The sequence below is a fragment of the Streptomyces sp. NPDC058371 genome (assembly GCF_042723265.1).
Taxonomy (GTDB): domain Bacteria; phylum Actinomycetota; class Actinomycetes; order Streptomycetales; family Streptomycetaceae; genus Streptomyces.
The window spans coordinates 185,735-206,672 of record NZ_JBHXJC010000013.1; the positions used below are offsets into that span (position 1 = coordinate 185,735).

19 protein-coding genes are annotated in these 20,938 nt (G+C 68.4%); 4 read left to right on the forward strand and 15 right to left on the reverse strand.

Annotation, left to right across the window (positions count from 1 at the left end; genetic code table 11):
- Positions 1 to 20: 20 nt before the first annotated feature.
- From ACFWM2_RS30985 to ACFWM2_RS31005, 5 genes are all read right to left on the reverse strand, one after another.
- Entirely contained in the window at positions 21 to 1,001 is a 981-nt protein-coding gene (locus tag ACFWM2_RS30985) for an FKBP-type peptidyl-prolyl cis-trans isomerase (RefSeq protein WP_383286813.1), read from the reverse strand.
- A 148-nt stretch (positions 1,002 to 1,149) separates the two neighbouring features.
- Positions 1,150 to 1,818 carry a hypothetical protein gene (locus ACFWM2_RS30990; RefSeq protein ID WP_383286815.1) on the reverse strand — a complete coding sequence of 223 codons (669 nt, stop codon included), beginning with the start codon at positions 1,816 to 1,818 and terminating at the stop codon, positions 1,150 to 1,152.
- A gap of 14 nt (positions 1,819 to 1,832) precedes the next feature.
- Positions 1,833 to 2,408: a matrixin family metalloprotease gene (locus ACFWM2_RS30995; RefSeq protein WP_383286817.1), complete on the reverse strand. Its 576-nt coding sequence runs from the start codon at positions 2,406 to 2,408 to the stop codon at positions 1,833 to 1,835.
- Between the two features lie 528 nt (positions 2,409 to 2,936).
- Positions 2,937 to 4,298: a Pup--protein ligase gene (gene pafA / locus ACFWM2_RS31000; RefSeq protein ID WP_383286819.1), complete on the reverse strand. Its 1,362-nt coding sequence runs from the start codon at positions 4,296 to 4,298 to the stop codon at positions 2,937 to 2,939.
- Between the two features lie 9 nt (positions 4,299 to 4,307).
- A complete protein-coding gene (locus tag ACFWM2_RS31005) occupies positions 4,308 to 5,567 on the reverse strand; it encodes an MFS transporter (protein WP_383286821.1) in 1,260 nt (419 codons plus the stop codon).
- Positions 5,568 to 5,686: 119 nt separating this feature from the next.
- On the opposite strand from ACFWM2_RS31005, the gene ACFWM2_RS31010 reads away from it, so the two are divergent.
- On the forward strand, positions 5,687 to 6,697 hold the full coding sequence (locus tag ACFWM2_RS31010; RefSeq protein WP_383286823.1) for a LacI family DNA-binding transcriptional regulator: 1,011 nt from the start codon (positions 5,687 to 5,689) through the stop codon (positions 6,695 to 6,697).
- A gap of 260 nt (positions 6,698 to 6,957) precedes the next feature.
- On the opposite strand, the gene prcA is transcribed toward ACFWM2_RS31010, so the two are convergent.
- The 6 genes from prcA to arc form a co-directional block, all read right to left on the reverse strand.
- The gene (prcA, locus tag ACFWM2_RS31015; RefSeq protein WP_383286825.1) at positions 6,958 to 7,704 is read right to left on the reverse strand and encodes a proteasome subunit alpha; all 747 of its coding nucleotides are present in this window, start codon (positions 7,702 to 7,704) and stop codon (positions 6,958 to 6,960) included.
- 56 nt (positions 7,705 to 7,760) lie between these two features.
- Positions 7,761 to 8,606, reverse strand: coding sequence for a proteasome subunit beta (gene prcB, locus ACFWM2_RS31020; protein WP_383286827.1), 846 nt, complete (start codon positions 8,604 to 8,606; stop codon positions 7,761 to 7,763).
- Positions 8,558 to 9,163, reverse strand: coding sequence for an endonuclease VII domain-containing protein (locus ACFWM2_RS31025; RefSeq protein ID WP_383286829.1), 606 nt, complete (start codon positions 9,161 to 9,163; stop codon positions 8,558 to 8,560). Before ACFWM2_RS31025 ends, prcB begins: the two co-directional genes overlap by 49 nt.
- A 51-nt stretch (positions 9,164 to 9,214) precedes the next feature.
- Complete coding sequence (locus ACFWM2_RS31030) at positions 9,215 to 9,433, reverse strand: ubiquitin-like protein Pup (protein ID WP_030356241.1); 219 nt, start codon at positions 9,431 to 9,433, stop codon at positions 9,215 to 9,217.
- 166 nt (positions 9,434 to 9,599) lie between these two features.
- Complete coding sequence (gene dop, locus ACFWM2_RS31035) at positions 9,600 to 11,111, reverse strand: depupylase/deamidase Dop (protein ID WP_383286831.1); 1,512 nt, start codon at positions 11,109 to 11,111, stop codon at positions 9,600 to 9,602.
- Between the two features lie 234 nt (positions 11,112 to 11,345).
- A complete protein-coding gene (arc, locus tag ACFWM2_RS31040; protein WP_383286833.1) occupies positions 11,346 to 13,112 on the reverse strand; it encodes a proteasome ATPase in 1,767 nt (588 codons plus the stop codon).
- A gap of 254 nt (positions 13,113 to 13,366) precedes the next feature.
- On the opposite strand from arc, the gene ACFWM2_RS31045 reads away from it, so the two are divergent.
- A complete protein-coding gene (locus tag ACFWM2_RS31045) occupies positions 13,367 to 13,672 on the forward strand; it encodes a ferredoxin (protein WP_383286836.1) in 306 nt (101 codons plus the stop codon).
- A gap of 37 nt (positions 13,673 to 13,709) precedes the next feature.
- On the opposite strand, the gene ACFWM2_RS31050 is transcribed toward ACFWM2_RS31045, so the two are convergent.
- The 3 genes from ACFWM2_RS31050 to ACFWM2_RS31060 all read right to left on the reverse strand — a co-directional run bounded on the left by ACFWM2_RS31050 (position 13,710) and on the right by ACFWM2_RS31060 (position 17,196).
- Positions 13,710 to 14,285, reverse strand: a complete 576-nt coding sequence (locus tag ACFWM2_RS31050) for a hypothetical protein (RefSeq protein ID WP_383286838.1) — start codon at positions 14,283 to 14,285, stop codon at positions 13,710 to 13,712.
- A gap of 176 nt (positions 14,286 to 14,461) precedes the next feature.
- The gene (locus ACFWM2_RS31055; RefSeq protein WP_383286840.1) at positions 14,462 to 15,364 is read right to left on the reverse strand and encodes a tRNA (adenine-N1)-methyltransferase; all 903 of its coding nucleotides are present in this window, start codon (positions 15,362 to 15,364) and stop codon (positions 14,462 to 14,464) included.
- 47 nt (positions 15,365 to 15,411) lie between these two features.
- Positions 15,412 to 17,196 (reverse strand): site-2 protease family protein, encoded by a 1,785-nt coding sequence (locus ACFWM2_RS31060; protein WP_383286842.1) that lies wholly within the window; start codon positions 17,194 to 17,196, stop codon positions 15,412 to 15,414.
- A 262-nt stretch (positions 17,197 to 17,458) separates the two neighbouring features.
- Between ACFWM2_RS31060 and ACFWM2_RS31065 the strand changes: the two genes are divergently transcribed.
- Together ACFWM2_RS31065 and ACFWM2_RS31070 are read left to right on the forward strand one after the other, a co-directional pair.
- Entirely contained in the window at positions 17,459 to 18,499 is a 1,041-nt protein-coding gene (locus ACFWM2_RS31065; RefSeq protein ID WP_383286996.1) for a PD-(D/E)XK nuclease family protein, read from the forward strand.
- 14 nt (positions 18,500 to 18,513) lie between these two features.
- Entirely contained in the window at positions 18,514 to 19,185 is a 672-nt protein-coding gene (locus ACFWM2_RS31070; RefSeq protein WP_266467029.1) for a response regulator transcription factor, read from the forward strand.
- Positions 19,186 to 19,286: 101 nt separating this feature from the next.
- On the opposite strand, the gene ACFWM2_RS31075 is transcribed toward ACFWM2_RS31070, so the two are convergent.
- Positions 19,287 to 20,870, reverse strand: coding sequence for an ABC transporter substrate-binding protein (locus ACFWM2_RS31075; protein WP_383286997.1), 1,584 nt, complete (start codon positions 20,868 to 20,870; stop codon positions 19,287 to 19,289).
- Between the last annotated feature and the right edge of the window lie 68 nt (positions 20,871 to 20,938).

The following is a 20,938-nucleotide window of genomic DNA, read 5'->3' on the forward strand; positions in this document are numbered from 1 at the left end:
CAGTCTCACAGATTCTGTGGTCAGACCGTGCCGAGGATGTCGACCACGAAGACAAGAGTGTTCTTGGCCAGCTCGCTGCTGGGGTTGGCGCCGTAGCCGAGAGAGGGCGGGATCACCAGCAGCACGCGGTCGCCCACGTTCTTGCCGACGAGACCCTTGTCCCACCCGGCCACCACGGAGCCGGTGCCGATCTGGAAGGCGGTGGCGCCACCGTGGTCCCAGGAGGAGTCGAACTTCTTGCCGTCCTCCCACTTCACCCCGGTGTACTGGGCGATGAGGCCCTGGCCGGCCTCCACCTTCTTGCCGGTGCCCTTGATCAGCACCTGCTCCTTGAGGTCCTTGGGCGCCTTGGTGCCCTTGGGGATGGTGATGGTCGCCGCCTTCGGCGCGGGGGCCGACACCGTGGGCAGGCCCGGGTCGGGTGCCCCCTGCGTCCCCTTGGCATAGGCCTTGGCGTCGACCTTGGCCGAGCCGATCGCGTCGACCACCCAGACCAGCACATCCTTGGCGGTGATGCCGGAGGAGGTGTTCAGCCCCGAGCCGATCAGATCACCCGCGGTGCCCTGCACCAGGATCCGGCTGCCCGTCTTCTGCCCCTTCACGGCGTCCAGGACCTTGGCGGGCAGCTGCTGGCTCTGCTTGCCGATCTGTTCGACGGACTGCTGCCGCGGCGTCTTGGAGCTCGCGGTCGCCGAGGCCCAGGTGCCACCCAGCGCCTGACTGCTCCCCCACTTCTCGGCGGTCCAGTCCAGCCGGACGAAGTCGGAGGCCTTGATCACGGCGCCGCTGCCAGTCGAGACCGTCTTGACCACGGTCTTCTCGGACGGCTTCCCGTTCTTGGGCACGGAGATCTCGGGCTTGGCCCCGAACTCCCCCTTGACCTGAGCGATGCCCGCCGACGTCTCGCTGTCACTCTTGTTGTCCGATCCGCACGCGGCGGTGAACAACAGGGCGGGCACGGCCAGCAGTGCGACGGCACGTCGTTTCACGTTGTAGTTCATCAGTCCAACTGGGAGTCGGGGGTGGGGGCAATGGCCGCCACTCTACGACCTACTTGCCCCCCGCACGGTCTGACGCGAGACACGCCGTCGCCCGGACCGGTGACCGGTCCGGGCGACTGTCAGCCCTGAGCGACCTGCGGACGATCCGTCAGGAGGCCGTCTTCGCGGACAGCGGGCGGAGCTTGCGAAGGAACTCCGTCCGGTTCATCCGGTCGGCGGGCCCCCCGTCGTACGCACCGCGCGCGTAGGTGGCGTCGACGACCGTGTCACCGGCTTCCCGGTAGAGGAAGTTGGGTGTGATGGCCGGCCCCCTCTCCGAGTGGACGGCCGTGTACTCGCTGCCGAAGACGACCAGCGAAGTGCCCTTCGCGAACGTCTTCTTGGCAGGGGCTTCCTCGATCGCGTACCGGACCCCGTCCGCGGTGCCGCCCATGGACCGTACGACGACCTCGGCGCCCTTCTTCAGCGCGCCCTTGTGGACCGTGTCGACCCTGACGACGACGGGTGTGTACACGACCTCGAACTTCGTTCCGTCGTCGAGCACGTCCGTGGCATGCACATCGGGACGCCGGTCCACGACCCTGCCCTCGAAGACGTTCTCGTTCATCGGGAACGCGATCGCGGCCTCGGGGCTGCTGTCGACGGCGTACGGGTGGCCCTCGATGACGCGTACGGCCTTGGTGCCGGACTTCTTCGCCGTGTCCTCGTGCCCGCCGCCGGTGGACCCGGCGCACGCCGAGGCGCCGAGGGCGAGCAGGGCGAGAGCGGCCGAGGCGCGCACCAGGGCACGCGGCCTCACTGTGCGAACTGCACTCATTTCTGCTTCCCCCGTCAGTAGATGGCCCGGACGCCGGCTATGTCGTCGCTGTTCAGAGCGCGCCGGGTGCCGGTGTTGATGGTCGTCATGACGGACCCCTTCTCCGCGGACGTGTACGCGGAGCCGTCCGTGCAGGGGCCCGGCCACGGGTGGGCGAGGCCGGTGAAGTGACCGATTTCGTGCACGACGACCGTCTGCACGTCCGCCTTGCCCTGGCCGATGTTCTGACTGGCGTTCACCCAGGTGAAGCGGTTGGAGAGGTACAGCGTTCCGCCGTTGTGCGTGCTACCCGACACCTGGGTGGAGGCGTATCCGGGCGCGCTGCCCATGAGGCTGGTGTAGCTGTAGGAGGCGCGGAAGGCGTAGATCAGCCAGCCGCTGGTGTACACGGGCGAGTTGTAGCGCAGCGCGGAGCTGCTGCGGTTCCACTGCGTCAGGCCGCCGTTGAGGCCGTTCCGCAGCACGCTGGGGAACGTGGTGTTGACGCCGACGGTCTTCGCGCTGGAGGTGCTGTTCCACTTCGTCATGCCACTGCGGCAGTACGCCGCCGCGGGCGAAGCGGACACTCCCACCAGGGCGGTCGCGATCACCGTTCCCGCTGTGGCGAGAACGAGCGCCGCGCGTCCGTTTGTCTTGACAGAGCGCAAAATGAGCCCCCGGTATGTGTTTGTTGCTGCGAGCGCGGAAAGTCCCCCGGACAGGGGAATCCGCAGCGATATCGGCAGTTTGGTCATGGTCATGCCGATGGCGTGAAGCTAACAGCAGACAAAGGAGACGGACCAGGGATATCGCGCCGGGATGGCACGCCGGGAGTGAGCCCGACCGAGCTGGATCCCGGCGCGTCGCACACGGTTGTTGGAGCTCACGTGGTAGTGGGCCAACCGGGAAGGGTGACAGGTTCATGGCGATTTGCCCTGCCGGACAGCCCTGAACACCCACAGGAAGGGACGATTCCGCCCAGAGCGCCCCACTCGGGGAATCGTGACATCTCTCTCACAGCCACGCCCACACCGTGGGCAACAGACGGCGCCGCAGGACCAAAGATGCCCGATGCCCGGAGGTGGTCACACCTCCGGGCATCGGGCATCCGACCGGCACGCGAGCGCGCCGGCGCCGGCTCACATTCCCGCGATCAGCTTCTCCACCCGGTCGTCGACGGAACGGAACGGGTCCTTGCACAACACCGTGCGCTGCGCCTGGTCGTTCAGCTTGAGATGGACCCAGTCGACGGTGAAATCGCGGCGCTGTTCCTGAGCGCGCCGGATGAAGTCACCGCGCAGCCGCGCCCGAGTGGTCTGCGGCGGTACGGACTTGCCTTCGAAGATCTTCAAGTCGTTGCAGATCCTGGCGGCTTGTCCCCTTTTCTCCAGCAGGTAGTACAGACCACGACGTCGGTGGATGTCGTGGTAGGCGAGGTCTATCTGAGCGACTCGCGGATGCGACATCGTCATGTTGTGCTTGGCGCGGTACCGCTCGATGAGCTGGTACTTCATCACCCAGTCGATTTCCGTGCCGATCCGGTCGAGGTCCTCGGCCTCGATCGAGTCGAGCACCCGGCCCCACAGCTCCAGCACCTGTTCCACGGTGCCGGTACGGATGCCGCGGCGCTCGCAGAAGTCCACGGCCTTCTCGTAGTACTCGCGCTGCACCTCCAGCGCGGAGGCCTCACGGCCACTGGCCAGACGCACCTTGCGACGGCCCGTGATGTCGTGACTGACCTCGCGGATCGCCCGGATCGGGTTCTCCAGGGTCAGATCGCGCATCACCGTGCCCGCCTCGATCATGCGCAGCACGAGGTCGGTGGCGCCGACCTTGAGGAGCATGGTCGTCTCGGACATGTTCGAATCGCCGACGATGACGTGCAGCCTGCGGTAGCGCTCGGCGTCCGCGTGCGGCTCGTCCCTGGTGTTGATGATCGGCCGGGAACGGGTCGTCGCGGAGCTGACGCCCTCCCAGATGTGCTCGGCACGCTGACTGACGCAGTACACGGCGCCACGCGGCGTCTGCAGCACCTTGCCGGCACCGCACAACAGCTGCCTCGTGACGAGGAACGGGATGAGGATGTCCGCAAGCCGGGAGAACTCCCCGTGCCGGGCCACCAGATAGTTCTCGTGGCACCCGTAGGAGTTGCCCGCCGAGTCGGTGTTGTTCTTGAAGAGGTAGACGTCGCCCGCGATTCCTTCCTCGTGCAGGCGTCGTTCGGCGTCGACCAGGAGTCCTTCGAGAATGCGCTCGCCGGCTTTGTCGTGGGTGACCAGCTCGGTCAGGTTGTCACATTCGGGTGTCGCGTATTCCGGATGTGACCCCACGTCGAGATAAAGGCGGGCGCCGTTTCGCAGAAAGACATTGCTGCTGCGGCCCCATGACACGACACGGCGGAAGAGGTACCGCGCCACCTCGTCGGGAGACAGGCGGCGCTGTCCCCTGAACGTACACGTGACGCCGTACTCGTTCTCCAGCCCGAAAATGCGGCGGTCCATGACTGAACATTACGCCCGATCCCCTGAGCTGAAACGGGGTTCGACAGCACGGTTTGGATCATTTTCCGATGAGACCGCAACCACCGCGCCCCCGGCGGGAGCTGCGAGTACCCGCCCGGTGGCCAGCAGAACCAGCAGCGACACGGCCCCGGCGACACCCGGTACGGCAAAGCCCCGGGCCGCTCCGCCCCACTGGACGACCGGGCCCGCGAGGCCTGTTCCGACCGACGCACCGACCGTGAACGTCGTCACGAGCCAGGAGAACGCCTCGGTGACCGTGCCACGCGGCGCGTGCCGGTCGACGATGAGGAAGGCGCACGCGATGCAGGGCGCGAGGAACACACCGGCGAGCGCCGTGAGCGCCGTCATGGCGACCGCTCCCGGCATCAGCGGCAGCGGCAGGTAACACACCGCCAGAAGCGCCACCAGCACCCGCAGTCGCCGCTCCGGAGGCCCGCTCCACTGACGCGCTCCGTACACCGAACCGCCGAACAGCGCGCCGAGCCCCAGCGCCGCCATCAGCCAGCCGTACACAGCGTCCCCGCCGTGGTCGTCGGCGTACGACACGGCGGCGACGGTGATGGAGCCGAGCGCCATGCCGACGAACAGGAACGCGCCCAGCAGGGCGAGCAGCCCGGGCGAGCGAAGTGCGCCCAGCCAGTGCGCCTCACGCGGGGCCGAACGCCACGCGCGCGAGGGCGGCGACACGACCACGGAGAGGGCGCCCAGGACCCCGATGACATTCAGGACGAGCAGCGCGGCCTGGGCGGACCACAGCGCCACGCACAGGGTCACGAGCAACGGCCCGACCGTGAACATGACTTCCTGCGCCACGGCGTCCATGGCGTACGCGGTGTGCAACTGGCCCTCCTTGCGGAGGACCGAGGGCCACAGGGCACGCAGACCGCCCTCCAGGGGAGGCGTGAAGAGTCCGGCGACGGCCATCGAGAGATACGCGAGGGGCAGCGGATCCGTTCCCGCGAAGGCGAAGACGCTCATGCCCAGGGCGGAGACGACCGCGGCGGGCAACTGGACGCGCGGCTGACCGTAGAGGTCCACGAGCCGGCCGAGCAGCGGCTGCCCCACGGCGTTGGCCACTCCGTAGACGGCGGCCAGCGCCCCGGCCAGGCTGTAGGTGCCGCCCTCGGCGCGGATGAACAGCACGACCGCGATCGCCGCGGTGGCGTTCGGCAGCCGGCCCACCAGGGTGCCGGTGAGCAGCCGCGCGGCGTGCCTCGCCCTGAGGATCTCCACGTACCCCGCGGCCATGTCCCGCCTTCTCTCCACAGCTCCCGAGGCCGCCGAGCGCCTCAAGTTTTACGTATAACGTGCCGTCTCATACGTACCATGTGCCCAGTCCGCGAGTCCAGCAGAAAGACAGGTCCACGGTGCCACCAGGTAGTACGCGCCCCACGAGCCGGGACGTCGCCCAGGCCGCCGGGGTCTCCCAGGCCGCGGTCTCCCTGGTGCTCGGCGACAAATGGCGGGGCCGGGTCTCCGAGACAACGGCGGACCGGGTCCGCGAAGCCGCCCGCGAACTCGGCTACCGGCCGAACCTCGCCGCCCGCAACCTCCGCCTCGGCCGCACCAGGACCGTGCTGCTCGTGGTGCCCGCCCTGACCACCGAATTCTTCGCCGGCGTCTACACCGGCGCCACCCGGATCGCCGCCGAGCACGGCTTCGGCGTCGTGCTCTACCCCTCCCCCGAAGGCATCGGCCCAGCCCGCGACCCCTTCGGATCCGCCCGCGCCGCCCTGGACGGCGTCATCGCCTCCTCGATGGCCGCCGACGCCCTGACCGCGATCCGCGGCGACCAGCTGCCCCTCGTCATGCTGGACAGCGACCCCGCCGGCAGCCTCGGCGCGGCCACCGTCAACCTCGACATCCGAGACGGCGTACGGCAGGTCGCCGAGCATCTGCTGACCCTCGGCCACCGCCGATTCCTGCACCTGGCGGCCGACATCGCCTCCTGGACCTTCGAAGTGCGCGCCCAGGAACTCGCCGCGCGACTGGGCCAGGTACCCGGCACCGAACTGCGCACCACCAGAGCACCCATCTCCATCGAAGGCGCCCGGGCCGCCGCCGAAGCAGCCCTCGCCGTACCGGACCACCGGCCCACCGCGGTCGTCTGCGACGACGACCAGCTGGCAGCAGGGACCTACAAAGCAGCCCGCCGACTGGGACTGCGCGTCCCCGACGACATCTCGGTCACCGGCCTCGACGATCTCGCGCTCGCCACCGCCATCGACCCGGAACTGACGACCGTACGACTGGACGCCGAGCTCTTCGGCGAGCGGGGCATGGCAGCGCTCCTTGCCGTCCTGGAGGGCCGGGACCCGGCGGAAGGGGACATTCCCGTGGCACTGGTCGTACGGGGCTCCACGGCCCCACCACGCTAGCCCTCGACACCGACACCGACACGGAACGGCCGTTCTCGCACTCGGGGGCCGACTTTCCCCCGGAGGGGCTGAATCCCTCTTCGGACGGTTCTGGAGATTTCCAGCCCGTCCGGCGTTTGAGGACGAGGCCGTTCAGGCCGATACGTGGTCGGGGCGGAGCCCCGAGTCGGGCAGCGGCGAGAACCGGGCCCCGCCAAAAACGCCGTGCGCCCCGGCCGAGGAGAGGCCGGGGCACACGAACAGCGGGGTGAAGACGACGATCACTCGTCGTCTTCGGGATCCTCGGCCTCGGTAGCGGTCGACGCACCGTCCGCCTCCAGCAACCGAGCGAGCTGCCGCCCGACGATCCGCTTGAACTTGCGCTGCTGAGGCCGCGTACGGTCCAGGATCGCAACCTCCAGGCGCTCCGCGGGAATCTCCCGCTCACCCCCGTTCGGCTCGCGCGACAAGGACTGGACGGCCAGCTTGAGCGCCTCGGCGAGAGACATCCCGTCCTCATGACGCTGGTCCAGATAACTGCTGATCTGCTCGGCATTGCCACCGACCGCGACCGAGCCGTGCTCGTCCACGATCGAGCCGTCATGCGGCAGCCGGTAGATCTGGTCACCCTCCGCCGTCTCGCCGACCTCGGCGACCACCAGCTCCACCTCATACGGCTTCTCGGCCGCGGAGGAGAAGATCGTGCCCAGCGTCTGGGCGTACACATTCGCGAGACCGCGGGCGGTCACATCGTCACGGTCGTAGGTGTAACCCCGCAGATCGGCATAGCGCACACCACCGATCCGCAGATTCTCGTACTCGTTGTACTTGCCGGCGGCAGCGAAACCGATCCGGTCATAGATCTCGCTGAACTTGTGCAGCGCACGGGACGGGTTCTCACCGACGAAGACAATGCCGTCGGCGTACTGCAGCACAACGAGGCTGCGACCACGAGCAATGCCCTTGCGGGCGTACTCGGCCCGGTCGGCCATGGCCTGCTGGGGTGAGACATAGAACGGCGTCGACACCGGTTATCCGTCCCTTTCTGTGGAAGTCACTGTGGCCACCTGTCAAGAACCCGCTGTCAGAGCAGCGCGGCGCGCGGGCCGTCGGGCTGCTCAAGACGGCGCTCCAGGATCGCGCGGGCGATCTCGGAGGACTCCGTGTCCGTCAGCCTGCGGAATCCGTTTTCGGTGATCACGGTGACGATCGGGTAGATCCGGCGGGCGACATCGGGACCACCAGTCGCCGAGTCGTCGTCAGCCGCGTCGTACAGGGCCTGGACGACGAGGGTCGTGGCCTGCTGTTCGTTCAGGTCGTCGCTGTAGAGCTTCTTCATGGCACCGCGCGCGAAGATCGACCCGGAGCCGGTGGCGGCGAAGCCGTGCTCCTCGGAACGGCCGCCCGTGACGTCGTAGGAGAAGATGCGGCCCTTTTCGCGGTCCACGTCATAACCCGCGAACAGCGGAACCACGGCGAGGCCCTGCATGGCCATGCCCAGGTTGGAACGGATCATCGTGGAGAGCCGGTTCGCCTTGCCCTCCAGGGAGAGCGTGGTGCCCTCCACCTTCTCGAAGTGCTCCAGCTCCAGCTGGAACAGCTTCACCATCTCGACGGCCAGACCGGCCGTACCGGCGATGCCCACCGCCGAGTACTCGTCGGCCGGAAAGACCTTCTCGATGTCGCGCTGCGCGATGACATTGCCCATGGTGGCCCGCCGGTCACCAGCGAGCACCACACCGCCCGGGAACGTGACAGCGACGATCGTGGTGCCGTGCGGCGCCTCGATCACTCCCTTGATGGGCGGCAGTTGCCGCCTGCCCGGGAGCATCTCCGGCTGATGGTCGGACAGGAAGTCCATGAAGGACGACGACCCAGGCGTCAGGAAGGCAGCTGGTAGACGCCCGGTGCTACGAGTGTTGGCTTCCACGCGTTTCCTTCCACGTATGTCGCAGCCCGCCTTATGGCATCGGGCCGATCCTTGAACTGCCCCAGTGCGGCGTTGCAGCTGAAGCACAGTACGCCTCGGACCCTACCCGTCTTATGGCAGTGATCCACATGCTCGGCGGAAGCCGCCAAACATATGCAGCAGACGCCTCCTTGAGAGGCAATCAACTCGTCGCGTTCCGCTTCGGTGATGCCGTACTGGCGCTTCAGATGATCTTGCCGCCCCTGCACCGCCCGGCGCGCTTTGCAACGCGTCGACAGACCGTCCGATGCAGTCGCGTTGCGATGCCAGTCCTGGTGAGGCTTGATCTCGCCACACCTCCGGCACAGCTTGTGCCCGGCCGGAACGTCGACTTTCTCGCGTACAGGCTTGCCGATGGCCTCACGGCGACGCCGGTAGTGCGCGGCGCTGTACTGCGCCACACACTCCCGACACCGCACCTGAAGGCCATCACTCCGATTCCCGTCCCGGGCGAAAGCAGCAACGGGCAGGTCTCGCCTGCAACCCGTACACCGCTTCGCAGGCGACTCCTCAGCCAATTCCGACTCCCCCGAACCTTCAAATCGAAGGCAGAATGGCCATCCTCCTGCCTACTGTCCACCCTTTTGCACGAAGGACCTCACGAAATCCTCTGCGTTTTCCTCGAGTACGTCATCGATTTCGTCCAGAACCGAGTCGACATCGTCGCTCAGCTTTTCCTGCCGCTCCTTGAGGTCCTCAGAAGCCTGCGCGTCCTGCGTCTGCTCCTCGACCTCCTCGGTGGATCGCGTGGCCTTCTGCTGTCCGCCGCCGGTGTCCTTGGTCGCCATAACCCTCACCCCGCTCGGTTCGACGTTCTTGATCAGACCCTACAAGCAGGGTCCGACATCGGCCCCGCAGTTGCTACAACGTCCGGGAGCCACCTCGATGATTCCCGGACACCACCTGTTTCCACCCCGTCGGGCCGCTCGGGCCCGACGGGGGGCCCAGCACAGGTCAGTGGCCCGACAGGACCCTGACCAGGTCTTCCGCCGTACGACAGCGGTCCAGGAGCTCCTTCACGTGATTACGCGTTCCGCGAAGCGGCTCCAGGGTTGGGACGCGCTGGAGCGAGTCCCGGCCGGGCAGATCGAAGATCACCGAGTCCCAGGAGGCCGCGGCGACGTCGTCCGCGTACTGCTCCAGGCAGCGGCCGCGGAAGTACGCGCGGGTGTCCTCCGGTGGCTTGGTCCGGGCCCGCTCGACGTCCGTCTCGTCCAGCAGGCGCTTCATCTTGCCGCGCGCCGCCAGACGGTTGTAGAGGCCCTTCTCGGCGCGTACGTCGGCGTACTGGAGGTCGACGAGGTGCAGGCGCGCCGCGTCCCATTCGAGGCTGTCACGGCGGCGGTAGCCCTCCATGAGTTCCCGCTTGGCGACCCAGTCGAGCTCTCCGGAGAGGCTCATCGGGTCGTTCTCCAGGCGGTTCAGGGTGTCCTCCCAGCGGATCAGGACGTCCTTGGTCTGCTCGTCGGCGTCGGCCCCGAACCGCTCCTCCACGTATTTGCGCGAGAGCTCGAAGTACTCCATCTGGAGCTGGACGGCGGTGAGTGTCCGGCCGCTGCGGAGGGTGACCAGGCGCTTGAGCGTCGGGTCGTGGGAGACCTGGTGAAGGGTGCGGACGGGCTGGTCTACGGCCAGGTCGACGGCGATGAAGCCGTCCTCGATCATCGAGAGGACGAGGGCCGTGGTGCCCAGCTTCAGGTAGGTCGAGATCTCGGACAGGTTCGCGTCGCCGATGATCACGTGCAGCCGGCGGTACTTCTCGGCGTCCGCGTGCGGCTCGTCGCGGGTGTTGATGATCGGGCGCTTCAGGGTGGTCTCGAGGCCCACCTCGACCTCGAAGTAGTCGGCCCGCTGGCTGAGCTGGAAGCCGTGTTCGTGGCCGTCCTGGCCGATGCCGACGCGTCCGGCGCCGGTGACGACCTGGCGGGAGACGAAGAACGGTGTCAGGTGACGCACGATGTCCGAGAACGGGGTCTCCCGTTTCATCAGGTAGTTCTCGTGCGTGCCGTAGGAGGCGCCCTTGTTGTCGGTGTTGTTCTTGTAGAGGTGGATGGGCTGGGCGCCGGGGAGCTGGGCGGCGCGTTCCGCCGCCTCTGCCATGATGCGCTCGCCGGCTTTGTCCCAGAGGACGGCGTCGAGGGGGTTGGTGACTTCGGGGGCGCTGTATTCGGGGTGCGCGTGGTCCACGTACAGCCGTGCGCCGTTGGTGAGGATGACATTGGCGAGGCCGATGTCCTCGTCGGTGAGCTGGCTGGAGTCGGCGGCCTCCCGGGTGAGGTCGAAGCCTCGCGCGTCCCGCAGCGGGTTCTCCTCCTCGAAGTCCCAGCGGGCGCGGCGCGCCCGGTGCATCGCCGCCGCGTAGGCGTTGACGATCTGGGACGAGGTGAGCATGGCATTGGCGTTGGGGTGGCCGGGGACGGAGATCCCGTACTCCGTCTCGATGCCCATTACTCGCCGTACGGTCATGCGGCCCTCCTTGCCCGGCGGCGCCCTCGGTCGGGGGCGCTGCTCAAGTACCGCTGGCGCTCCGGTGCGTGTGCGGTGCCCGTCCCCGCACTGCGCGACTCGGCGGTACGAAAGAGCCTAGAGCGCCTTCGCGCTGGTGGGGAGATCATTTGCGTCATTGCCTCGCTCCAGCTGTGACCTGAAAAACAGTCGGCTGCGGGTACCCGCTGAGGGCACCCGCAGCCGCCCTGTCTTTTACAGGTACTGACCGGTGTTCGCCACCGTGTCGATGGAGCGTCCGGTGTCGGCTCCCTGCTTTCCGGTGACGAGGGTGCGGATGTAGACGATCCGTTCACCCTTCTTTCCGGAGATTCGGGCCCAGTCGTCCGGGTTGGTGGTGTTGGGCAGGTCTTCGTTCTCCTTGAACTCGTCCACGCAGGCCTGGAGGAGGTGGGAGACGCGAAGGCCCTTCTGGTTCTGGTCGAGGAAGGCCTTGATGGCCGCCTTCTTGGCGCGTCCGACGATGTTCTCGATCATGGCGCCGGAGTTGAAGTCCTTGAAGTACAGGACTTCCTTGTCACCGTTGGCGTAGGTGACCTCCAGGAAGCGGTTCTCCTCGGACTCGGCGTACATGTGCTCCACGGCCGTCTGGATCATGCCGTGGACGGTGGCCGCCCGGTCCCCGCCGTGCTCGCCGAGGTCGTCGGAGTGCAGCGGGAGGCGAGCCGTGAGGTACTTGGCGAAGATGTCCTTCGCCGCCTCGGCGTCCGGGCGCTCGATCTTGATCTTCACGTCGAGGCGGCCGGGGCGCAGGATCGCGGGGTCGATCATGTCCTCGCGGTTCGAGGCTCCGATCACGACCACGTTCTCCAGGCCCTCCACGCCGTCGATCTCAGCGAGCAGCTGGGGGACGATGGTGTTCTCCACGTCCGAGCTGACGCCTGATCCACGGGTGCGGAAGAGGGACTCCATCTCGTCGAAGAAGACGATGACGGGTGTGCCCTCGCTGGCCTTCTCACGTGCACGCTGGAAGACGAGGCGGATCTGCCGCTCGGTCTCACCGACGTACTTGTTGAGGAGTTCGGGACCCTTGATGTTGAGGAAGAAGCTCTTGCCGGTGGCTTGGCCGGTGACCTCGGCGACCTTTTTGGCCAGCGAGTTGGCGACGGCCTTGGCGATGAGCGTTTTGCCGCATCCGGGGGGCCCGTAGAGCAGCACACCCTTCGGTGGCCGCAGTTCGTGCTCCTTGAAGAGGTCGGGGTAGAGGTACGGGAGCTCGACGGCGTCGCGGATCAGTTCGATCTGGTTTCCCAGGCCGCCGATCTGCTCGTAGCCGATGTCGGGGACCTCTTCGAGGACGAGTTCCTCGACCTCGCTCTTCGGTACGACCTCGTAGACATAGCCGGAACGGGGTTCGAGGAGCAGGGCGTCGCCGGGGCGGATGACGACGTCCAGGAGCGGCTCGGCGAGCCGGACCACCCTTTCCTCGTCGGTGTGACCCTGTACGAGCGCGCGCTCGCCGTCCTCGAGGATCTCCTTGAGGGTGACGATGTCGCCGACGCTCTCGTACTCCATGGCCTCGACCACGTTGAGGGCTTCGTTGAGCATCAGTTCCTGGCCGCGCCTGAGCTCTTCGAGCTCCACGCTGGGGCTGACGTTCACCCGGAGCTTGCGGCCCCCGGTGAAAATGTCGGCCGTGCCGTCCTCGTTTGCCGTGAGGAAGACACCGAAGCCGGCCGGCGGCTGCGCGAGCCGGTCGACTTCCTCCTTGAGGGCCACGATCTGGTCGCGGGCCTCACGGAGCGTGTTGGCGAGCCGCTCGTTCTGAGCGGACACGCCGGCCAGATTGGTCTGCAGCTCGACGATCCGCTCTTCGAGAATCCTCGTGTGCCGCGGAGAGTCGGCGAGCTTGCGTCGCAGGACGGCGATCTCCTGCTCAAGGTAGGCAATCTGCCCGGCGGGGTCATCGGACCCTCTTCCCGGGCGGATGCCGCGGTTCATGTCGTCGTCGTGGGCTGCCACGGTCCTCACCTCCTCCAAGGGGAGCTGGACGCTTCCAGACCCTACCTGGGTGGGTGTCGATTGAAACCCCTAGATCACAAAGACTGTCGAGGTGTGTCCGATCTTCACCCTTGCGCTCTCCCTCACGCCAGTGGAATACCCACCCAACATGATTGGGAAGCCGACGGAGGTAGGGTCGAAGTGTTCAACACCCGTCAGAGCTGGCCCGACTTGCCCATCGATCGGACCGCTCGACGCAGGAAACGGCAGGAGAAATGACCGTGCAGCAGGAGGCTGGAGTCGACGGCGACGCGCTCGAGGTCTGGATCGATCAGGACCTGTGCACCGGCGACGGCATCTGTGCCCAGTACGCGCCCGAGGTCTTCGAGCTGGACATCGACGGTCTCGCCTATGTGAAGAGCGGCGGGGACGAGCTGCTGCAGGCGCCGGGCGCCACAACGCCCGTACCGCTGACGCTTCTGCGTGATGTCGCGGACTCCGCGAAGGAGTGTCCGGGCGACTGCATCCACGTACGTCGGGTTTCGGACAGGGTCGAGGTCTTCGGTCCTGACGCGGAGTGACCTGATCGGCACGCCGCGTCACCCACTGTCTGGTTTCTCACATGCTCCGCGCTTCGGGCGGTGTCGAGCGGATGAACGCGCCGTCCTTCCACTGCCACTTGGCGCTGTCCTTCTCGTCCGGGCAGCAACTCGGTACGTCGGGTGAGGAGTAGCCGAGCAGTGTCGCGGTGACCGCTCCGTCGCGCAGTGCGAAGTCCGTGACGCTCAGCCGGTCCTTCGGGTCGACCAGGGTGGCCACCACGCGCGGTGCGGGGGCGTCTGCGGCCTGGGTGAGGACGTACACGCCGTTGGGCGGGGTCCCGGAGCCCGCGTCGCAGCGGACCACGGCCACCGTTTCCGGGCGGCCGTCTCCGTCGAGATCCCCGGACGCCTTCTTCTGTACGAGGACCTCGGCCGGTCCGCAGTCGATGGGGAAGTCGGCGTCCGCGGGGTCGGGGGGCGCTGCCGCGGCGGGCGCGGCTTTGGCGTCGGGGCCGGCTTGGGCCGCGGTCGCCGCGCCGGGCTGCAGGAACGCGGAGAGGGCGACGACTCCGGCCAGCGCGGTGGCTGTGGCGAGCCAGTGAATGGGTTGTGTGTGCGTGTGTGCCAGTTCCGGGACGGCGGATTGCTGCACTCGGAGCGTCTCCTGTGAGGGCTGTACCGGTGGGGGTGGCCAGCATGGTGCCACACGTCACAGGGCGGTGGAACGGCGGGGTCCGGACTTCTGGCTGCGCGTCAACGGAAAAGTGCGGTGGCCGAGTTCCCGGACGCTTCCGGGAACTCGGCCACCGTTGTGGTGCGTTGGTTGCGTCAGCGGCCGGCGCCGCCGTCGGCGTTGGGGCCGGTGTAGTCGTCGCCGTAGGAGCCCTTGGAGGGGCGGCGGCGGCGCATGGGCGGCTCGACGCCGTCCGCGAGGCGGCGGGCGGTGAGCAGGAAGCCGGTGTGGCCGATCATCCGGTGGTCGGGGCGGACGGCCAGGCCCTCGATGTGCCAGTTGCGGACCATCGACTCCCAGGCGGTCGGCTCGTTGAAGCAGCCGATCTCACGGATGGACTCGACGGTCCGTGCGAGCTGGGTGGTGGTGGCGACGTAGCAGCAGAGGATGCCGCCGGGGACGAGCGCCTTGGAGACGGCTTCCAGGCACTCCCAGGGGGCGAGCATGTCGAGGATGACGCGGTCCACGTCGGTGTCGCTCAGGTTGTCCTGGAGGTCACCGACGGTGAGCTGCCACGCGGGGTGCGGGCCGCCGAAGTACCGCTCGACGTTCTGCTGGGCGATCTCGGCGAAGTCCTCGCGGCGCTCGTAGGAGTGCAGCATGCCCTGGTCGCCGATGGCGCGCAGCAGGAAGCTGCTGAGCGAGCCGGAGCCGACGCCCGCTTCGACGACGCGTGCGCCGGGGAAGATGTCCGCGAAGGACAGGATCTGCCCCGCGTCCTTGGGGTAGACCACGGCGGCGCCGCGGGGCATGGACAGGACGTAGTCGGGGAGCAGGGGGCGCAGCGCGAGATAGGCGACGTTCCCCGTGGTGCGGACAACGCTGCCCTCGGGAGCACCGATCAGCTCGTCGTGCGGGAAGGAACCCTTGTGGGTGTGGAAGTTCTTCCCCGCTTCGAGCGTGAACGTGTAGTGGCGGCCCTTGGGATCGGTCAGCTGAACCTGGTCCCCGACCTTGAAGGGCCCGCGCCTGCGGGCGGCACCGGTCGGTTCGGACATGTGACCAGCCTACCGGTCCGGGGGCGGCCCTCCGACCACTGCGCGGCTCAGTTGGGACGGGCCATCGCCTTGACGAAGGCGCGCTCCACGTCGGCTGCGGACAGGACTCCGTAGATCTCTCCGGAGTCCTCGACCACCAGGTATTCGGTGGCCGGGCTCGCGCGCAGGACGTCGAGGAGTTCCTCGCCCGCGAGCTCGGCGGAGACGCGCATGCCGTCGGTGAGGTCCTGGGCGAGGCCGCTGACGGCGACCCAGGGGCGGCGGTGCTCGGGGACGCCGACGATGGCGGCCTCGCGGACCAGCGAGAGGGGTTCGCCGTCGGGGTCGACCACGACGAGGGCGCGGGCGCCTGCCTCGTTGGCGCGGCGCAGCGCCTCGGAGAGCGGGGTGTTCGTCTCGACCGGGACCGCGCGGCGGGTGAGCAGACGGGCGCGCAGTTCGGGCAGGTGTTCGCGCAGGCGGGCCATGCGCAGGCTGTTGCCGGCGCCGGTCCAGATGATCGCGGCGAGGATCGCGGCCAGGAGGGCGTCGGTGACGGTGTCCATGCCGCCGATGTTGTCCGGGGCGTCGCCGAGGGCTCCGGTCTGGGTGAGCAGGGGCAGTCCGATCAGTACGGAGACGGCGAGGGCCCGGCCGACCCAGGCTGCGGCGACCGTGCCGCTCATCGGCTTGCCGGTGATCTTCCAGACGACGGCGCGCAGCATGCGGCCGCCGTCGAGGGGCAGTCCTGGCAGCAGGTTGAAGACGGCCACGATCAGGTTGGAGACCATCAGGCCGGCCAGCAGGACGCCGGGGACCGTGCCCGGTTCCACGGCCTGCATGGCGAGGTAGAAGAGGCCCGACAGGACCAGCGAGAGCAGGGGTCCGACGAAGGCGAGCACGAACTCCCGGCCCGGGGTCTCGGACTCCTTCTCGATCTCCGAGACCCCGCCGAAGAACTGCAGCTGGATCCGGCGTACCGGCAGCTTGAAGCGCAGGGCGGCGACGGTGTGGGCCAGTTCGTGGACGAGTACGGAGGCGTAGAAGGCGACCGCGAAGAACAGGGCGACGAGGTAGCGCAGGGCGCCCAGTTCGGGCAGCACGCGGTCGAGCTGGCCGCCGAACACCCAGGTGATCAGTGCGGCCACGAGGAACCAGCTGGGCGCGACGTACACGGGCACGCCGAACGGCCGTCCCATCAGCAGCCCGCCGCCCGGCTCCTTCCCGCGCCGGGGCGGCCGGCCCTTGCGGTTCCCCGAGTGGGCGGAGGTGCGGTGGGCGGGCGCGGTGCCGGACGGTTCGTCCGTCCCCGGCGAGCCGGGCGCCGGTGCGGGGCGGGTGTCCGTACCGGTGGGCGGGGTGTCGCCGTGGCCGGGGTGCGGCTCGGGATGCGGCTCGGGATGCGGCTCGGGATGCGGCTCGGGGTGCGGCTCGGCCGCGCCGGTGACGCCGGCCTCGCTGCGACCGCCGGCCGCGTGTCCGTCCACGGCTGCCGGCGCGGCGGCGCGGTCCGCGGAGGGGGGCTCTTGCGCGGTGGGCCGGTCGGCGGGAGCGGGCTGATCCGGGGTCGCGTCCGCCGGTCCCGTCGGGGTGCGACCGGCTTCGGCAGAGGGGGGATCGTCGGGGGTGCCGTCTGTCGGCACCGCCGGGGTACGGCCCGGTTCGTCGGCGCCGGATTGGCCGAGGGGCTCGTCCGACGGCGCCGTCGGCGTCCGGTCCGGTTCGGGGGAAGCAGCGGCCGAGGGGTTCGCGTGGTGCTCGGTCGCCCCGCCGTTGCCGGACCGCGGCTGCCCGCTCCCGCCGCTCTCGTCCACGATGTCCCCTAGTTCGAAGCGTCCCCCGCTTCCGATCATGCCCGGCGGGAGGGTCTCCGGTCGATGGTATGCGGCCGTCGCGGCGCGTTCCGCCCCGGCACCCCCTCTGTTTTCCGCGTCGTCGCGCGAACCACGACTGGGTCACTGTCAGTGGTGGGCCGTATGGTCTGTGGACATGGAAACCAGCACCGAGGACGCGGCGGAATCCGGCGTGGGCGATCCCGCGCAGGTGAGTGCCGACGGCAGGGCGGAAGCCCCCGCCGACCGCACCGACGCGGCCGCGCCCGAGGCGCCCGAGGGGATGGCCGCGCCCTCCGTCACCACCGCCGCCGTCGTGACCGAGCCCCCTCCCACCCCCGACGCGGCTCCGATCGACACACCCGTCACCCCCGTGACGGCGGGCGTCCCCGCCCAGGCCACCGAGGCGGTCCAGGCTCCCCCGTCGGACGCGGAGCCCGGCACGGGCGCCGGGGATGTCGCCGAGGTCAGAGCCAGGCCTCCCGTCTCGCTGTCGCCCTCTCGGGCCAGTGACTTCATGCAGTGCCCGCTGCTCTACCGGTTCCGGGTGATCGACAAGCTCCCGGAGAAGCCGAGCGAGGCGGCCACCCGGGGCACGTTGGTGCACGCGGTGCTCGAGCGGCTCTTCGACGCCCCGGCGACCGAGCGGACGGCGCCGCGTGCCAAGTCCCTGATCCCCGGTCAGTGGGACCGGCTGCGCGAGACCAGGCCGGAGGTCGTGGAGCTGTTCGCCGACGACCCCGAGGGCGAGCGGCTGGCGCGCTGGCTCACCGAGGCCGAGCAGCTGGTCGAGCGCTGGTTCTCGCTGGAGGACCCGACGCGGCTCGAACCGGCGGAGCGCGAGCTGTTCGTCGAGGCCCAGCTGGACTCCGGTCTCAAGCTGCGCGGCATCATCGACCGTGTCGACGTCGCGCCGACGGGCGAGGTGCGGATCGTCGACTACAAGACGGGCAAGGCCCCCCGGCCGGAGTACGCCGAGGGTGCCCTGTTCCAGATGAAGTTCTACGCCCTCGTGGTGTGGCGGCTGAAGCGAGTGGTCCCGCGCCGCCTGCAGCTCGTCTATCTCGGCAGCGGCGACATGCTGACGTACGACCCGGTGATCGCGGACCTGGAGCGGGTGGAGCGCAAGCTGCTGGCGCTGTGGGACGCGATCCGGCTGGCCACCGAGACCGGTAACTGGCGGCCGCGGCCCACCAAGCTCTGCGGCTGGTGCGACCACCAGGCGGTATGCCCGGAATTCGGCGGTACTCCCCCGCCGTATCCGCTTCCGGTCAGGGCGCCGGAGTCCGGTGGGATCGAGCAGGGCAGAATGGGGCCGGCCTAGCGAAGGAGACTTACGTGGCCATCCGCGTCCTACTGGTCGACGACCAGCCGCTGCTGCGTACCGGCTTCCGGATGATCCTGGAGGCGGAGCAGGACCTTGCGGTCGTCGGCGAGGCCGGAGACGGCCTCCAGGCACTCGACCAGGTACGTGCCCTGCAGCCCGATGTGGTTCTGATGGACATCCGTATGCCGCGGATGGACGGTGTCGAGGCCACCCGGCAGATCACCGGTCCCGGCCGGGACGGTCCGGCGAAGGTCCTTGTCCTGACCACCTTCGACCTCGACGAATATGTGGTGGAGGCGCTGCGCGCGGGCGCCAGTGGCTTTCTCCTCAAGGACGCACCCGCCAATGAGCTGGTGCAGGCGATCCGGGTGGTCGCATCGGGCGAGGCGATGCTCGCGCCGAGCATCACGCGCCGGCTCCTCGACAAGTACGCGAGCCATCTGCCGTCCGGCGACGAGCCGGTGCCCGACACCCTGCACACGTTGACCGACCGTGAGGTCGAGGTGCTGAAGCTGGTGGCACGCGGCCTGTCGAACGCGGAGATCGCTGCCGACCTGTTCGTCAGTGAGACCACCGTCAAGACGCATGTGGGGCATGTACTCACCAAGCTGGGCCTGCGCGACCGGGTACAGGCCGCGGTGTACGCGTACGAGAGCGGTCTGGTGCGCCCCGGCGCGCAGTAGGTCCGCGCACACCGGCGAAGCGGACCGGTAGCAGCGAACACTGAGGGCGCCCCTTCTTCAAGAAGGGGCGCCCTCGGTGTTGGTGCAGCGGGTCCGGCCGGTCAGCCCTTGCTGATCTCCCAGAAGCGGAACACGGTCGACGCGTCGAGGCAGTACTCGAGTCCGTACACGTTGTCCCTTACGACCGCGTACTGCTTGCCCTGCCAGATCGGAATGACGGGCAGTTGCTCGGCCACGATGTTCTGCAGCTGGGCGTAGTCCGAGTCCGTCGAGGCGCGGTCGCTCTGGGCGGCGGTCTTCGGGATGAGCTGCGAAGTGATCGTGCTGTTCGCGTAGTTGTTGCTGAGCACGTTGCCCTTGCCGAAGAAGGGGGCCGTGAAGTTGTCGGGGTCCGGGTAGTCGGGCACCCAGCCCTTCACGTACACGCCGTACTTGCCCTTGGCGATGTCCTTCTCGTACTGGCCGAAGGCAACGGACTTGACCGTGGCGTCGAACAGTCCGCTGGCGTTGAGCTGCTTGGCGATCGCCCTGAACTCCGCGTCGGTGGAGGGGCCGTAGCGCGAGGGAGTCGACCAGAGCGTCAGCTTCACCTTGCCGGTGATGCCCTCGGTCCGCAGCGCGGCCTGTGCTTTCGCCTTCGACGGACGGGCGCCGTAGGTGTCGAAGAAGGCCGTGTCGTGGCCGGTGATACCGGCGGGGATGATCGAGTACAGCGGAGTCGCCGAGTCCTGGTAGACCTCGTTGACGAGCGCCTCGCGGTCGAGCAGGTAGGCGATGGCCTTGCGTACGCCGAGCTTGCCCGCCACCGGGTCGTTCATGTTGAAGACCATGTGCTGCACCTCGGCGCCGGTGCCCTCGACGACGTCGGTGCCCTTGCTGGTGGAGGTGTCGTTCTCGATGTCCGCGATGTCGCCGGCGGCGAGGCCTCGGTAGGCGACGTCGACCTGGTTGGCGAGGAGTGCCTTCTTCAGGGCGCTCTGGTCGCCGTGGAACAGCTTCAGGGTCACGCCGGAGTTCTGGACCTTGGCGGTTCCCTTGTAGTCGCCGTTGACGGAGAACACTGCCTTGTCGTCGCTGTACGAGTCCAGCTTGTACGGGCCCGAGCCGACCGCTTTGCCGTCCTTGCGCAGCCCGTTCGCGGCGTACTGCTTGTGGTCCACGATCGAGCCGGCGCCGGAGGCGATCTTGCTCGGGAAGGTCGCGTCGGCGTACTTGAGCTTGAAGACCACGGTCTTCGCGTCCGGTGTGGTCACCTCGTCGAGCATGGGGAACATGATCGCGGGGCCTGCGGCGTCGTTGATCCTCATCATGCGGTCGAAGGAGAACTTGACGTCCTCGGAGGTGAGCGGGTCACCGTTGCTGAACTTCAGACCGTCCTGGAGTGTGCACGAGTAGACCTTGGTGCCGGTCCCCGTGAAGGCGCACTCCTTGGCGGCCTCCGGTTCCGGCTCCGTGCCGCCCTTGGGGAAGCTGAGCAACGACTGGAAGACGTTGTTGAACAGCAGCCACGAACCGGGGTCGTAGCCGGAGGCGGGGTCGGTGGCGAGGACGTCGTCGGACATCCCGACCACCACGGAGGATCCGGTGCCACCGGAGCCGCTCGAGTCCGAGCCGCATCCGGTGATCAGGCCGGCGGCCAGTCCTGTCGTGACGAGCAGGACCGGCCACTGGTTGCGCAGGTTCACGTGCATGTGCCTTGTCGTCGGGTCGTGCGGGCCCGGAGCCGCCGGCGGCTCCGGGTCGGGAAGGCCCG